The following is a 16,330-nucleotide window of genomic DNA, read 5'->3' on the forward strand; positions in this document are numbered from 1 at the left end:
AAGTTGGGGTGACTACTACAAACGATCTCGCGCTTGAGATGTCAGAAATCAAGCAGACCCATGTCGATGAGGACAGGGCGCGACACCCGGTAACGGAAAATCCCAAGAATGAATCGGTTCGCAGACAGTCTCGTGCAGCCTGGATGTTTCTGGCGATACCGCTGCTGTTCTTTGCGGTCTTTGTCATCATACCGTTGCTGCTGGCGGTGGGGACGAGCTTCACCGACTATTCAATCGTCTCAGCGCCGCATTGGATCGGTCTAGCGAACTTCCGTGCAGTCTTGAGCGACTCGTTCTTCTGGGTTGCGATGCGAAATACCGTGTACTACACGGCCGTCTATGTGCCGCTCGGCCTGGTGGTCTCATTCGGCACTGCACTGCTGCTGAACAGAAGGACATGGTCGGCAAAGGTGTTCAGAACGCTGTTCTACATTCCCGTCGTCTCGTCGAGCGTGGCCACGGCGACCATCTGGGTGTGGGTGCTGAACAAGGACAAGGGCATGCTCAACATGGTGCTGGGCTGGTTCCATATCAACGGACCAAACTGGCTGAATGATTCTCAATGGGCGATGTTCGCGATAATCCTGATGAGCATCTGGGCTGGATTCGGCGTGAACATGATCATCTTCCTTGGCGGGTTGCAGAGCGTCCCGGTGGATCTCAGGGAGGCCGCGAAGCTTGATGGCGCAAACTGGTGGCAGATAGTCTGGAATGTCGTCATTCCGTCCATTCGACCGACGATGTTCCTGGTGACCATGCAATTGATCATCGGCTCGTTCCAAGTCTTCGATCAGGCGTATCTGCTCACTGGTGGCGGACCGGGGAACGCAACCATCACGATTGTCTATTACATATATAATTCAGGATTCGGTTCGCTGAAGATGGGCTATGCATCAGCCCTGTCATTCGTCCTCTTTGCAATCATCCTTGTCTTTTCGCTCATTAACATGCACTTCACCGATAAGGAGGAATCATGATCGGCAATGACCATTCGACCGCCGTTGCGATGAATCGGACCAATGGACTGACGCCGCGAAGGATGCTGACCGAGCTTTGCTGGTGGGCCGGCGTCATCATCATCAGCATATCGACCGTCTTTCCACTTCTTTGGTCGCTTGCGACATCGCTGAAACCGGCCAATGAAATTCTTCAGAACACGCTCTCGCTCATTCCCATGAGTCCGACCTTGAAGAACTATGCGGCGCTTTTCCAGACCATTCCGTTCGCACGGTATATCTTCAACACGCTTGTCGTGACAATTGGCGGAATTCTCACCAACCTCATCTTTGGCTCTGCGGCGGGGTATGCATTGGCCAAGCTCAAGTTTCGCGGCCGTCATACGGTGTTCCTGGCCTATCTTGCATCGATGATGATCCCTGGAATAGTGACGATGATCCCCACTTTCCTCGTATTGCGTCACATGCCCTTGGTAGGCGGAAATGACATCCTTGGTTCAGGCGGCACCGGTTTCATCAATTCGTATTGGGCGATCATTCTGCCGGGTGGCATCGGCGCGCTTGCTGTGTTCATGATGCGCCAGTTCTTCCTGAGTCTGCCCGATGAGCTCGGCGAAGCGGCGAGGGTGGATGGGGCGAACGAATTCCAGATCTTCTGGAAGGTCTATCTCCCCTTGGTCAAATCTGGCCTGGCAGTGCTTGGCGTCCTGACCTTCCAAGGCGGTTGGAACAACTTCATGTGGCCTCTTATCGTGCTGAACGACCCCAACAAGATGACCATTCAGGTCGGATTGGCGTCATTCAGGGACGATACCTACGGCACGGACTATGGAGCGCTGATGGCAGGCACGGTGGTGACGATGCTTCCGGTGCTCATCGTATTTCTGCTTTGCCAGAAATGGATCATTCAAGGAATAGCGAATACAGGAGGCAAGTAATTCATTCAATCTGTTTCTCAACAATCAAACAATGGAGTTTAGAAGGGGAGGAAGAAGAAGATGTTTACGAAAAAAAGAATAATGCAGGCGGTGACCGTTTCCTTGGCCGCCGGGATGCTCCTTTCAGGATGCTCGGCAGGCTCGTCATCGTCAGGTGGCCGGGAGCAGCTGACGTTCTGGGGACCGTGGAGCGGCGACCAAGTCGCTCAGATCAACCAGATGACCAAGAAATACAATGCCTCGCAGACAAAGTATACGGTCAAGTACACGGCTCAGTCGAGCGCGATGGAGCAGAAGCTTCTCACGAGCATGGCAGCCGGCGACTCCCCCGACGTGGTTCTGTGGGATAGCTTCAACACATCGACCTATGCGCCCAAAGGGGCCTTGCAGCCACTCAACGACCTTATCAAGAAAGACAAGATCGATACGAGCACATACTACCCAGCGGCATTGGACCAGTTGAAATATGACGGAAAGACCTATGGGCTGCCTCTCGTTTCGGATGTGCGCGCATTGGTCTATAACAAGACGATGCTGAAAGATGCCGGAATCACGACATTGCCCACGACATGGGATGAACTGCTTGCAGATGCGAAGAAGATGACGGTCTACAAGAATGGCAAGCTCGAGAAGTCCGGCTTCTCTCTGCAGGGTGTCGGCTTCTTCCAAATGTTCCTATGGCAGGCTGGCGGAGAGTCCGTCAGCAAGGACGGCAAGAAGGCGACATTCAACAGCGCGCAAGGCTTGGAGGTGCTGAACTTCTGGAAGCAGCTGCTCGACAACCACATCTATGAGAATGGCTATGACACCAATACCGACGAATTCTCGGCTGGCAACGTAGCCATGAAGATCGATGCGCCGTGGGACATCCCAACGCTCGACAAAAGTGGTGTGGATTATGGCTTCGCCGAGCTGCCTGCAGGTCCGACGGGCATCAAGGCATCGCAGACCGGCGGATTCGGATTGGTCATTCCAAAGGGCGCCAAGCATGCCGATGGCGCATGGGACTTCATCAAGTGGTTTGCCGCCAACAAGGACAACGAACTTGCATTCTGCAAGATCGCACAGTGGCTTCCCGCCGATACCGAGGTCGCGAAGGATGCCTATTGGAAGAGCGAGAAGTGGACTCCGTTCATCAAGAGCCTCGAATACGCCCGACCGCGCCCGACCATAACCGGATGGTCAGATGCTTCCTCGAAGACTCTCGACCCGGCACTCCAGCAATTCATGGCTGGTCGTCTGACCGCGAAGCAGGCGCTCAATCAGGCCGAATCCCAGATCAATCCACTCTTGGAAAAGGCCGCCGCCAATCAGTAGCAATCCATCGATAAGGGATATGGAAGAATCATCATGAGCAAGACACAATGGGCACTGCGTGCCGATGTACTTCAGAACAGTCTGGACGATTACTTTTCGGCACCGCAGCCCCAATATCTGCATAATCGCTATCCTCATACCAAGGAAGATGACGCGCTGTTCAACTATTGGTGGCTCGCTCATGTGATTGACTGCCGGCTCGATGCGTATCAACGCTCTCATGATGCGCATCGTCTCAGGCAGGCCACGCAGACACATGACAATCTCATCGCGAGGAATCATGGCTCGCTCTTCAATGACTACTTCGATGACATGCTGTGGTTCGCACTGGCCGATCTGAGACTGTATGAAGCGACTTCCCAACGAAGCTATCTGCAGGAGGTCCTTCGACTCTGGGATCACACGATCGAGAACGGATGGAACGACATTCTCGGACCATCGCTGTCCTGGCGAAAGCAACAGCCATATTACAAGAACACTCCGGCCAATGCTCCGCTGTCCATTCTTGGAGCTCGTCTGCATAGGATCACGGGCGAACAGCGCTATCTCGATTATTCACGGGCAGCCTTCGACTGGATAACCGACACGCTGGTTCGTTCGGATGGTTTTGTCGGAGACGGCATCAACAGACACCAGGATCTCGTCAAAGACGATCAATGGAATTTCACGTATAACCAAGGAACATATATTGGCGCTGCCATCGAAATCGCCGACTGCACCAATGACCCAGGCCTTCCCCAGCTGGCCATTCGGACGGCAAAGGTCACGCTGCAGGAATTGGTACGCGATGGAGTCTTCGTCGTGGAAGGGGAGAACGGCGACGAAGGACTGTTCAAAGGCATCTTCTATCGCTATCTAGGCCTGCTCATCGACCATCTCAGTCCGGAATCACATGCCATGCCTGAGCTCATCTCCTTCATCGTTGGCAGCACGGACAGAATGTGGGAACATGCCAGACGCAACTCAGACGGAGCTCTGCTCCTCGGCAACGATTGGAATGCGCCGTCCCAAGGGCAGCAATACTATTCAACGGAGCTCAGCGGCATCATGGCTGCAGAGCTGCGTTCACACGTCGAGACAGACTGACAGAAGAGAAGCCATCCAGGTCAGGCAGCCGCAGCATGGGCCAGCCTGACCTGACCGCCAAGGCAAAAGCGCTCCTTCGACAACGCTTCGATGATTCAGGCCCGCGCCCGAATCATCGATGTTCCAGGGAAATCTCTCGAGTCGACTGGCCAAGCACGAGATGGGTGGGCAGCAGGATCTGCTCAGTGCTTGGCCCTTGCCGTATCTGCCGCAACGTCAGTTGAATCGCGAGCCTGCCAAGTTCCGCCTGCTGCTGCTCGACATGGGTGAAACGGAACAACTGCGAATCAAAGGCATAGCTGTTATGGTCAAAGCATATTACCGAGATATCTTCGGGAATGCGTCTGTGCAGACGCTCAAGGGCCAAGCGGGAAAGCAAGGCGATATTGTATTCCGCCACTATGCACGCCGTGATCTGGGGATGCTCGCTGAAGAAGCGGATGAGCTTCTCGACGTCTTCTTCCTCCTCGGCCTGCGACGAACCGGGAAGAGTGGATTTGAGATTGCCCAGGAAGAGCTCCTCGTCCAGCGAAATGCTTGCACTGGCGTGGGCCAGCTCCCATCCCCTTCGCCTTGAGATATTCGACGATGCATGTCCTCCCGATGAGATGAAGGCGATGTTTCTATGCCCCAGAGAGAATAAATGCGAGGTTGCATCCCTGGATGCCGTGAGATTGTCACTGGATACGGTGGCAATGGGAACATCGTGGAAGACCCTGTCAATGATTGTGACGGGGAACTTCTGAGATATCAGATTAAGGATGCTCGCGGGGATGAATTCGGAATCGCTTGGGAGCAGAATCAAACCATCGACCTTGGCCTGGATCGCCGAATCGATCTCCTGCTCCTCGATCGCATCGCTTCCCGATGACTTTGAAAGCAGGATATGCGCATTGTTCCGAGCCTGTTCCAAGGCCCCTTCAAGGAGAGGAGTTCCAAAGGAGTCTGCAAAACCTGTCATTATCACTGCAATGGTGGGGAGTCGCTCAGGATCGACGAACCCATTCTCTGGGTTTGAACTGATCACCGTGGTGCCGATTCGAGGCTGACGCGTTATGTATCCCTGCTTTCGCAGCAGATCCAATGCCCTTCGGATGGTGATTGCACTGACGTCGTACTGTGCACAGAGTTCCTGAACGGTTGGCAGCTTTGAGTTTTCCGGGTATTTTTTCGAAATTATCGCTTCACGCAATTGATCCGAAACATCCTTGTAGAGCACGTGCACTCCTCACCCATCAATATTCTATATAACTAATATGAATATTCCTATTATACGATATGGAATCCACACTGCACCGGCAGCCAGACAACTGAACCGATCATTCCCGCATCTCTGTTGGCTGCTTCGCTCCTGCCACCCGACATGTGGATGTGATTGGCACGGTTCGAAGCTCTTCATCATCATTATGCCCTCAACCGAGGCATGCAACCGGGATCGCCTTCAGCAGCCATTCCTGATTAGAACAATGATTACAAGAGATATATTAGTATCATATGTATATTCTTAATATATCTATTTTACCAAGCTTCGAGCAGCAGCTTTCGCACATGACTCTCTTCCAATCAACAGACAGGGGAAGCATATGAACGACATCGACTATATGCGAGTCCAGACTCCATCCGGATGGCATGACCTGCAGCAGGACTCCCTCGATGCATGGACCTTCGCAGACATCGACGTCTCGACCGCGCAGGGCCATATCACATTGCGTGCACACGAAACCGGCGTTCTCCGCATCCAGATCGGATGGCACATGTCGTTCCCCGAAGGAACGAGATTCGTTGGCGACAGCTTCGAACGCGACTATGGTGACATCGAATTCACTGGGTTCAATCCCGACAGAATCTATCATTGGTATTGGTGCGCAAGACTCGATGGCGGTCCTGTAAGTTGCTGGGGTGTCGCAATCAGACCACATGCTTGGTGTGCCTGGACGGTTGCCCCTTCCGTGGTCGACCTGTGGATTGACGTCCGCAACGGCGACGATCCGCTGGTGCTGCACGGCCGCGCACTCGATGCCTGCACCCTGGTCATTCACGATTATGACTGCGATGAATTCGAGGCCCTCCGTCGACATTGCGCGGCGATGTCACAGGGAAGCCGTCCGGTCCCGAAAAGAAAGGTGGCTGGCTTCAACGACTGGTATTTCGCCTATGGCCGGAACTGCGCGGATCTGGAATATCGTGCAGCCGATTTCCTCGCCTCGATATGGCCCACCGAAGGCAAGACCCGTCCATGGGTCGTCATCGATGATGGGTGGCAGACGTGCCATGACGAATCATATAACGGCGGCCCTTGGGACAAGGCCAATGCAAGCTTTGGCGACATGGGCGAGGTCGCATCGAGGCTGAGACAGGCTGGAGTGGAAGCTGGCATCTGGTTCCGCCCGCTCCTTACGCGAGACGAGGTCGATCCTGAATGGATTCTGCGCGGCAATCCCGATGGAACCAAGGTTCTTGACATCAGTCACCCGGCAGTTCTCAGGCACGTCAGCGAAGACATCAGAAGGTTCACCGAGTGGGGATTCGCATTGATCAAGCACGACTTCACCACCTACGACATACTTGGCTGCTGGGGAAGCGACATGGATCTGAACTACCAGGCCGCCCCTCTGCACTTCTGGAACAGGAGCAAGACGACCGCAGAGATATTCAACGATTTCTATGCAGCCATCCGCAAGGCTGCAGGTGACGCATTGCTTATGGGGTGCAATACCGTAAGCCATCTGTCAGCCGGCGTATTTGATCTGATGAGAGTCGGGGACGACACCAGCGGCCACGATTTCAATCGCACGAGGCGGACTGGCGTCAACTCTCTTGCGTTCAGAATGCCGCAGAACGACCTTTTCTACCAATGCGATGCAGATTGCGTTGGAATAACCGACGCCATTCCATGGGAGCTGAACCGTCGCTGGCTGAAGCTTCTTGCCGCCAGCGGCACTCCTCTGTTCATATCCTGCAATCCCGATGAATTGGATGCCGGGCAGCGCAACGATATCAAGAGGGCATTCGAACTGGCCTTGAGGGAAGACTCGAAGGCAATGCCGACGGACTGGGCACATTCACCGTATCCGGAGCACTGGAGCACCAGTCATGGCCCGATGGACCTTGAGTGGTACCCGACACCAAGATTCTTTCCCGCCGAATAGCACCGTCCTGAATCGGATACGGGAAGATTCGAATCGCCCCTGGCCCTTACCGCACCGATGCGTCAGGACCAATCCGATGCCCCCATGACGATCGGCCAGCAATGTCCCTGACGCGCGCGCTGCCAGACATCGCCCTGCCAGACATCGCCCTGTTCATGGAGTTTCTATATTGCGAAGGAGACATGCCGACGTGAGAGCGAAACAGACGGCTGAAATAGAGAGGGTTGGCATAGCCGACCATGTCGGCGACTTCACCGATCGAGTAGCTCGTCGTTTCGAGAAGCAGCTTGGCCTCGCGGATTCGAATATCGATAAGGTAGCGCAATGGTGATTTGCCCGAAGCTTCCCGGAAGCTTCGTATGAACCAGCTCACGCTCATGCCATGGTCGTGTGCATAGGCATCGATGTTGATGTCGCTGGGATAATGGCGATGAAAATACGTTATGGCACTCTGAATCTTCCCCGAACGTTCCCTGCCTGACTCTTCGCCAGGCCCAAGACGCTGACGCCTTATCAGCAGGAGCAGCCTTCGGAGGTTCATCTGGACGATGCTCTCAAATCCGAAACCTTGCAGTTGCAGCTCATTGATGGTTTGCGAGAACAGCTGCGCGTACTCCGGCAACTGGCCTACCCGCATGATTCCGCTGCACGGCGATTCCCGGGCACCCCCTGAAGCGCCCCTACCGGCTGCCCCAAACCCGGCTGTCCCAAACCCGGCAGCCTCCAGAAGGCGCGAAGCCTGCGTGCCCGAGAAATGAATCCAATAGACGTCGGTTCGGTCTTCGGCGCCATATTCATAGCGCTGGGGCTCATCAGGGAAGAACACGACCATGCTTCCTGCAGACAGGCGGTGTGGCTCTCCCCTCTTGTAGAAGACGGCTTCGCCGCCGTGCACATACAGCAACTGGAAGTCCTTGCGCCCATAGGGCCGCAAGGTAGAGAATTCATTCCGGGTCACCATTCGGTAATGGCCGCAAGCGCTCACCACAAGGGGAAGGGTCGTCGAGGCAACGTCATTATCCATGGCATACAGATAGCCTGCATACATATCCATTCCACTGGAGGATATGTTCACCACATTGCGGTCAGTATATCTGCTTGAAGTCATTTTGTGCATATAAACACATAATAGCTATGGCATCAGTGCAGAACAACAGGGATAATGATTACGGATTGATGCGCTCATATTCATGTTATTCGAAGGAGAATAATAATGTTCATCCCTGATTATCACGAGAATCCGCATATGCTTCATGTGGGAACAATGCCAAATCGTGCATATTTCATCCCTGCTTCAAGGCAGATGGACACGGTGGGAGAGAAAAGGGTCGACTCTGACCGCTTCACGCTTCTTGACGGGAGATGGCCTTTTCGATATTTCGCGAGCATATATGAACTGTCCGGCGAGATCGAAGCGGCACGGAGCAAGGGCGATCCTGCATTTTGCGACCCTCACTTTGATTGCGGCTCATTGGCGTCACTCGGCTTCAGCGACATCCCCGTGCCAAGCGTGTGGCAGAATCATGGATTCGACCGGCATCAATACACGAATTTCAACTACCCATTCCCCTTCGATCCGCCATACGTGCCATATGACGATCCATGCGGGGCGTATGTACGCCAGTTCGAGCATCATCGAAATGGCGCGGCCCCGAAGACATTCCTCAACTTCGAAGGCGTCGATTCCTGCATGTACGTCTGGCTCAATGGATCGTTTCTCGGCTACTCGCAGGTAAGTCATTCAACGACCGAATTCGACATATCCGAAAGCCTGATCGATGGGATGAACACGCTCGCCGTCGTCGTCCTGAAATGGTGCGACGGCAGCTACATGGAAGATCAGGACAAGTTCCGGACAAGTGGCATCTTCCGCGATGTCTACCTTCTCGATCGCCCTGAGAAGTCCATTCAGGACTACTTTACGAGAACCACGCTCAGCTGGAGCGAAGACAGGCCATCGGCATGCGTCTCGGCACGAATCTCAGCGGAATTCAACTATTTCGACGAACAGACGGCCCCCACTGAAATCAGACTCTTCGATGCGTCGGGCAGACTGGTCGCGAAGACCTTCGCAGAGGCAGTACAAGGCGATTCTGGCGAAACGTCCGACAGCACCTTCGAAACTCAGGCTCGCGCCTCACTGGTCATCTCCAACCCGCATCTATGGAATGCAGAGGACCCATATCTTTACACGATCGTGTATTCAACGCCCGATGAGACGATAACCGACCATATCGGCATTCGCGACATCACCGTCAAGGGCAACGTCGTTGCAGTGAACCACCGTCCGATCACCATTCATGGCGTGAACAGGCACGACAGCGATCCCATCACAGGCCCGGTCATCAGCGAGCGCCAGATCATGCTGGACCTGACACTGATGAAGGCCCACAATGTCAATGGCATTCGCACCAGCCACTATCCGAATGCTCCGCATTTCTATGATCTATACGATCGTCTTGGCTTCTATGTTGTCGCGGAAGCCGACAATGAAAGCCATGGCACCGGTTCAGTCATTGCGCGGGATTCGAACGGTCACACGAGCAGCGCCGGGTGGAACGTACAGAGCATTGCAAACAATCCGGAATATGTGGAGGCGACGGTCGACCGCACACGTCGCAGTGTCGAGCGCGACAAGAACCATCCAAGCATAATCATGTGGTCGATGGGCAATGAATGCGGATACGGCTGCACATTCGAAAGGGCGCTGTCTTGGACGAAGGCATTCGACGATACCCGACTCACTCACTTTGAAAGCGCTCGATACATAGAGGATGGCTCCAGCGCCGACTTCTCCGACCTGGATGTCTACAGCCGAATGTATCCGTCCCTGCACAGCATCGAACGGTATTTCTCAGACGAGGGCCCGGAAAAGGACGAAAGCAACGGCGATGATGGAAATGGCGGTGCCAAGCCATATGTCATGTGTGAATTCTGCCATGCAATGGGCAATGGCCCCGGCGATCTCGAGGACTACTTCTCGCTCATCCAGAAATATGACGGCTTGGTTGGCGGTTTCATCTGGGAATGGTGCGACCATGCGATTGCCGATGGCCTTCTGCCCAATGGCACACAGCGCTATCGGTATGGAGGCGATTCGGGAGAATATCCGAATGATGGCAATTTCTGCATGGACGGCCTCGTATATCCAGATCGTCGGCCTCATACCGGACTCCTGGAGTTCAAGAACGTCTTTCGCCCGGCCAGAGTCAGTGGATTTGACAATGCATCACGATCCCTGACGCTGCATAACTACATGGATTTCACTTCGCTCGACGACTACCTCAGGCTCAGCGTTCAGGTGATGCTCGATGGGCGTCCCGTCGAGGAACCCAAGCAGGTCGATGCGCGTTACCTCAACATCGCCCCTCACGGCGAAGGGATGATTCCCATCGACGATGTCTCGATGCCGGATCAGGGAAAAGTGACGCTCCTCGTAAGGTATTCGCTGTCGAAACCAACCGACGTGCGACAGGAGGGGCAGGAGCTTGGCTTCGATGAGGTTCCGGTCGCCACAGGCAGTTCCAGGAATTCAAGCGTGGCTGGCTTGCTCGATGACTCACGGCTGGCTGCCCATCGCGTGGACAGCACCGAGGATGATAGGTCAATCACGATATGCGGCGATGACTTCACCTACGTTTTCGACAAGCATAGCGGCTTGTTCCGAAGCTTGAACTTCAAGGGCACGGAGCTGCTCGATCGACCCATGGAAGTCAACATATGGCGAGCGCCTACCGACAACGACCAGAACATCAGGCATGAATGGCATCAATCGCAATACGATCGCGCATATGCCAGAACATATGCGGTCAGGATGGAAGCCGTCGGTTCAGGAAATGGCCCAGACCCGATGAATTCGATTCGCATCACCGCGACCATGGCCGTGGTCGCACCAATCGTTCAACCGATCGCCAGCATCGAGACAGTCTGGGTGGTTCGAGCCGATGGCCTTGTCTCGGCCGACATGAAGGTCGACCGTGATCCTGCCTTTCCGTTCCTGCCGCGTTTCGGCATCCGCATGTTCCTCCCCCGCCAGATGGACCGCGTCGCATACTGCGGTCTCGGCCCTAACGAAAGCTATATCGATAAGCATCGTTCCAGCTACCATGGGGTATTCCACGGCACGACGTTGACGATGTATGAGCCTTATATCAAACCTCAGGAAAATGGGAATCATCATGATTGCGACTGGGCCTGCGTAAGCGATCCGACGCTTGCCATGGTATTTCTAGGCGCATATGCTCAAGGATCTTCGCCCGCCAGACGCTCTGGCTTTGATTTTCAAGCTCTTCCCTATACTCAGGAGGAACTGGCCAGAAGCATGCACAACGATGAGCTCGTGCCATCCGATTCAACCGTGGTCTGCATGGACTGCCTTCAAAGCGGCCTGGGATCGAACAGCTGCGGCCCAGAGCTCGCCGAGGCCTATCGTCTGGATGCCAAACACTTTGATTTCACATTCTCCATCAAGCCATCCTCGGTGGAAGATGCAAGCTCAGGGTTGGGAGACATGGACCTATAGCCCTGCGCTCTCCCTATGTGATTCATTCTGCTGAACGCAGCCGCATATCCCCCGCCTTCATGTGTGGGTCCCAGATGCACATGAAGACGGGGATATGCGGCACATCGTGTGGGCACGCCTCGATTGCTGCCTCGTCGATGGACCTTCAGACAGAGATCCCGGGACGGTCAGTTCCCTCCTTCAGCCTTCGAAATACTCGAGCTGACGCAGATCGAGCCTGGCATGGCCCGTCACGCGGAATCTGACGTATGTCGCCGCTTCCGGCTCTGCGATCATAAATGCCCGAGTCTGCTCCTCCCAGCGATATGAGGGATCGTTCTGCTCGTCGATCACCCTCCAGTCAGAGCCATCGTCGCTGACCTCCAACACCCAGCCGAATCCGAGCTGCGCGCCCTCCTCCGCATGGGAGCCGCGAGCAATGGGTGCCTTCCCAAGGCTTACCGTATATAGCCCGACGCTGCGTCTCTCGGTAAATTCGTAGCTCACCCAATCCGACGGGTTCAGAGACAATCCGCCATCGAAGCAGTCATCGAATGCCGATGCGGCAAGGGACTGCGATTCCGAGTCCTTCGGCATGGCACTTTCGCGATGTGACGATTCGAGTGACGTCGAAGCATTGTCAGTCGCATCCTTCGGATCCGTCAGATCGCAGACCACAAGGGGGGAAGTGCCACGACGCGTCAATGAATACAGCGGTGAATAGGCCTGTGAATACGCCGGTGAATCCGACGTGGTTCCCCATGAAGACGGCTCTGGCCCAAGATGCACATCGATGGTGACTCCTTCACGAATCACATCGATGGGCATGCGCAGAGAGTCCCATGCCTTTCCATTGACTTGCACGGACTGAATGTAGACGTTCTCCTCAGACCAGTCGTGGGCTTGAATCGTGGTCTTCACCCCGTTGGGGAAGGCGATCGTGGACCGTGGCACCGACGGGGACGTAATGAGCATCTCTCCACTGGCAGGGGTCAACGGGTAGAGGCCGATGCTGCTGAATACGTACCATGCGGACATCTCCCCGTTGTCCTCGTCGCCCGGATACCCCTGACCGATGGATGATCCGAGGAACAGACGTCGCACGGCTTCCCTGACTATGGCCTGCGTCTTATATGGCGCGGCGGTAAAGGCATACATGTATGCGATATGGTGCGCCGGCTGGTTGGATAGGCCGAACATGCCCATGCGTATGTCGCGAGCCTCGACCATCTCGTGGATGACCCTTCGATAGCTGCCCACGAACTTTGCCGTCTCGGGAGTAGAGAAATAGGCGTCAAGCTTCTTCTCCAACCCGTCGGGCCCACCATAGAGCGACGCGAGACCGTTGCCATCATAGGGAACGGAAAAGGCCATGCCCCAGGCATTCGTTTCCGTGTAGTCGTAGCCCCAGATACGCGGATCGAACTCCTGCGGAAGGCTGCGGAAGTCACCGTCGTCATTCCGCCCCATGAAGAATCCGACATCCTTGTTGAACAGCCGTGGGTATGCCATGGCTCTGTTGCGGAAATACGACGCATTCGACCGATACTCGTCTCGACGCGGATCGTTCGCGTCCGCGTGGGCAAACAACCACTGGGATGCCTGTGCGATGCCGAAATCATTGAGATAATCCTCCAGAGACCACGACATCCCCTCCTCGGTCGAAGTCGATGCATACCCACGGAATATCGCATGTCCATTATCGAATCTGCCGACCTGCATCCTATTGGAAACCGTCGTTGCGTCGCGCAACGACGCATCGTAGGACGATTGGGCATCAAGAAGGTCGACGCCGGAAATCATCGCGTTTGCAATGACGATATCCGCACTTGAACCCACCATGCCTCCGGTGGGCCCTGGCGCGCACCAGCGGTCTATCCACCCACTGGCGCGATAATGATCGACGAAGCCATCCAGCAGGCGGGCTGCCGCCTTTGGTTCAAACAGACAGTAAGCTGGCCATATCGTTCGATAGGTGTCCCAAAAGCCATTGTTCACATATGACAGGCCGTTGCGAAGATCGCATCCGGTATGAACATCCGAGTGATCCCAATCACGGGGGTCGGAAACGTCGGCATAGACCCATTCGGGGGTTTCGTTGCTTCCCGCGTTTTCAGCGGCATTGTTCGGATACATGAACATTCGATACATGCTTGATGCAAAGCTGATCCTGCGCTCATCGTTCGCACCATCGATGGCGACAAGGGAGAGCTTGTCTTCCCACAGCTTCTTGGAACGTTCAACGACATCATCGAATGTCATATCCTCTGGCATCTCAAGCGCCAGAGAATGCAGGGCCTGGTCGAGACTGATGAAAGAAGTCGCGATGCGCAGCACGACTGGTTCCGAAGTGTCGAAGGTGACGACTGCAGAGACATTCTCACGATCAGCGATCACTCCAGACTTCACCGATGCAATCTTCCTATCGCACGATATTGCGAAGAACATTCTTGGAACCGTTGGGTTATCTCCGAATTTGGATTCGTTATATCCAGAAATCTGGAATCGTGGATTTTCGACATCGAACGCGAGAGAGCCCCGTGAGTCGAATTGATCGAGGATCAGCCCCCCACCCGCAGGCATTGAAAAGCGCATCGCAACGACATGGTCCGTGGATGTCATCTCGGCATGCACATGCCGTTCAAGCCTCACGCCATAGTAATAGGGCCGCGCCTGCTCATCTCGATGGCGGAATCCGAGCGCGCGTTCCCCACGCCCACAATGCCCGCTGGCAGCATCGGGCGTCGGCATGACATGCAGCACATTGCGTTCAGAGCCCCAATTGGTTGCCGTATGCGATATCGCAAGCGCCTGCAGCGGCGTGAGGTTATCATCTCGATTGTCGGCATGGTACTTGTATGCCCATGACAGATCATCTGCATCCGTTATGGGAATCCCAAAATTGAAGCCATGCGGAACGGTCACTGCAGGAGCGCAGTTTCCGCGGGAGAAGGAGAGCGACGAGTTCGTTCCGCGCCTTATGTCAATGAGTTCGACCGGATTGTCGCTCAGCTCACGTCCTGGCTCGATCGAGACATCGCTTATCCACCCATGAGGCATCGTGGAGGATCGGCGGCTGCGCCAACAGACAATGTCAGCCTCCACCACCTTTTTCCCTTCAGCGGCAGTGAGTTCGATGCGCTTGTCATTCCACTGGTTCAGACTCAGCACCTTGGACTCATACTGGACATTGGGTTCGATGCCATACCCAGCCTCATCGCAGACCTGCAGCTGCGACAGCCATGATCCATCGTCAAAGAGCAGATCGATGCCGACGGCCGTGGCCTCGAAACCATACCCTGCCTCAGCGTCAGAGTCGAAAACCGGGAAAACCGCATATCGTAGAGTGTCGTGAGATCCGACGATGCGGTCCAGGCTTGCCAGAGGAGTCCTTTGCAGCGCCTCACCCTCAGCGCTGATCTGATATGCGGTATTGTCCACGCTTTCCAACCCTGTGAAGGAATTGGCGGTCGGCGCACCTTCGGGACCTTGAATGCCTGCATTGAATGTCATTGAACCCACCTTTGAATATCAGTTCCCCATTGTCACTGAAACGATTGCCGGAATGTGATCACTCGCCCAGGCACCATTGACCTGGAACGGATATACAGACATCGAATGTACCAGCACGTCTGAAGATACCAGAATCCAATCGATGCGATCCCCACCCTCCACGGGAGCGCGATAATCTACGAAACTGCCATATTCGGGGGAATCGTGACGTTGTGCAATGCTCCACGCGTCCTTGAACCCGAATGGTCCTGCCATCGCCTCGAACTCTGCCGAGCGCCCCGCAGCCTCGTTGAAGTCCCCGCACAAGACAATTGGCAGCCCCTTCGAAGCAGCCTTCAGACGCTCACCGATGAGCTTCATCGATGAGATGCGTGCGAGTTCAGAGACGTTGTCTGTGTGGGTATTGGCAACTATGAACGTGTCTGCTGTCTCCACATCCCTGAGACGTGCCCAGACCGCGATGCGGGTGCAGACATTTCCCCAAGTCGATGAAGCAATGACATCAGGCGTGTCGCTCAGCCAGAATTGATCCCATGCATCAACACGGTATCGACATGAATTGATGAAAATGGCGGAATGCTCGCCTTTGCTCCCTCCTTCCCGACCATAGCCAATCATTTCGTAATCTCTCCCTAGCCCTCGCCTGACCGCGTCTCTCTGATGGAAGAGCAGTTCCTGAGTGCAGAGAATGTCAGGTCTGACGTGGTGGATCAGACGTGTCAGCACTGGCTCACGTCTCCCCCAATTATCAGGGCTGTCTGATGGAGAATCCGCATCCATGCGAATATTCTGGGTCATGATCGTACATCTGCTAGTCACTGTGAGACCTCACTGGTTTGGTTGCTGCACCCTGCGCACAGCTGCATGATT

At 54.9% G+C, this 16,330-nt stretch carries 10 protein-coding genes; 6 read left to right on the forward strand and 4 right to left on the reverse strand.

Going from position 1 to position 16,330, the window contains the following annotated elements; all coding sequences use genetic code 11:
- The first annotated feature begins 8 nt into the window (after window positions 1–8).
- The 4 genes from QN062_RS05580 to QN062_RS05595 are packed head-to-tail and all read left to right on the forward strand — an operon-like array spanning window position 9 to window position 4,297.
- Window positions 9–977, forward strand: coding sequence for a carbohydrate ABC transporter permease (locus QN062_RS05580; protein ID WP_369340860.1), 969 nt, complete (start codon window positions 9–11; stop codon window positions 975–977).
- On the forward strand, window positions 974–1,894 hold the full coding sequence (locus tag QN062_RS05585; RefSeq protein WP_369340861.1) for a carbohydrate ABC transporter permease: 921 nt from the start codon (window positions 974–976) through the stop codon (window positions 1,892–1,894). Before QN062_RS05580 ends, QN062_RS05585 begins: the two co-directional genes overlap by 4 nt.
- A 60-nt stretch (window positions 1,895–1,954) precedes the next feature.
- Window positions 1,955–3,211 (forward strand): ABC transporter substrate-binding protein, encoded by a 1,257-nt coding sequence (locus tag QN062_RS05590; protein WP_369340862.1) that lies wholly within the window; start codon window positions 1,955–1,957, stop codon window positions 3,209–3,211.
- A gap of 33 nt (window positions 3,212–3,244) precedes the next feature.
- Window positions 3,245–4,297 (forward strand): glycoside hydrolase family 76 protein, encoded by a 1,053-nt coding sequence (locus QN062_RS05595; protein WP_369340863.1) that lies wholly within the window; start codon window positions 3,245–3,247, stop codon window positions 4,295–4,297.
- A 112-nt stretch (window positions 4,298–4,409) separates the two neighbouring features.
- On the opposite strand, the gene QN062_RS05600 is transcribed toward QN062_RS05595, so the two are convergent.
- Window positions 4,410–5,516 carry a GntR family transcriptional regulator gene (locus QN062_RS05600; RefSeq protein ID WP_369340864.1) on the reverse strand — a complete coding sequence of 369 codons (1,107 nt, stop codon included), beginning with the start codon at window positions 5,514–5,516 and terminating at the stop codon, window positions 4,410–4,412.
- Between the two features lie 364 nt (window positions 5,517–5,880).
- Here QN062_RS05600 and QN062_RS05605 point away from each other — a divergent pair, with 364 nt between their 5' ends.
- Window positions 5,881–7,446 (forward strand): hypothetical protein, encoded by a 1,566-nt coding sequence (locus QN062_RS05605; RefSeq protein ID WP_369340865.1) that lies wholly within the window; start codon window positions 5,881–5,883, stop codon window positions 7,444–7,446.
- A gap of 46 nt (window positions 7,447–7,492) precedes the next feature.
- Here the strand turns inward: QN062_RS05605 and QN062_RS05610 are convergent, their stop codons facing one another.
- Complete coding sequence (locus QN062_RS05610) at window positions 7,493–8,494, reverse strand: helix-turn-helix domain-containing protein (RefSeq protein ID WP_369340866.1); 1,002 nt, start codon at window positions 8,492–8,494, stop codon at window positions 7,493–7,495.
- Window positions 8,495–8,659: 165 nt separating this feature from the next.
- On the opposite strand from QN062_RS05610, the gene QN062_RS05615 reads away from it, so the two are divergent.
- A complete protein-coding gene (locus tag QN062_RS05615; protein WP_369340867.1) occupies window positions 8,660–11,968 on the forward strand; it encodes a glycoside hydrolase family 2 TIM barrel-domain containing protein in 3,309 nt (1,102 codons plus the stop codon).
- A gap of 180 nt (window positions 11,969–12,148) precedes the next feature.
- On the opposite strand, the gene QN062_RS05620 is transcribed toward QN062_RS05615, so the two are convergent.
- Together QN062_RS05620 and QN062_RS05625 are read right to left on the reverse strand one after the other, a co-directional pair.
- Window positions 12,149–15,460: a GH92 family glycosyl hydrolase gene (locus QN062_RS05620; RefSeq protein ID WP_369340868.1), complete on the reverse strand. Its 3,312-nt coding sequence runs from the start codon at window positions 15,458–15,460 to the stop codon at window positions 12,149–12,151.
- Window positions 15,461–15,478: 18 nt separating this feature from the next.
- Window positions 15,479–16,258, reverse strand: a complete 780-nt coding sequence (locus tag QN062_RS05625) for an endonuclease/exonuclease/phosphatase family protein (protein WP_369340869.1) — start codon at window positions 16,256–16,258, stop codon at window positions 15,479–15,481.
- Window positions 16,259–16,330: the final 72 nt, after the last annotated feature.

Source organism: Bifidobacterium sp. WK012_4_13 (assembly GCF_041080835.1).
Lineage (GTDB): Bacteria > Actinomycetota > Actinomycetes > Actinomycetales > Bifidobacteriaceae > Bombiscardovia > Bombiscardovia fermentum.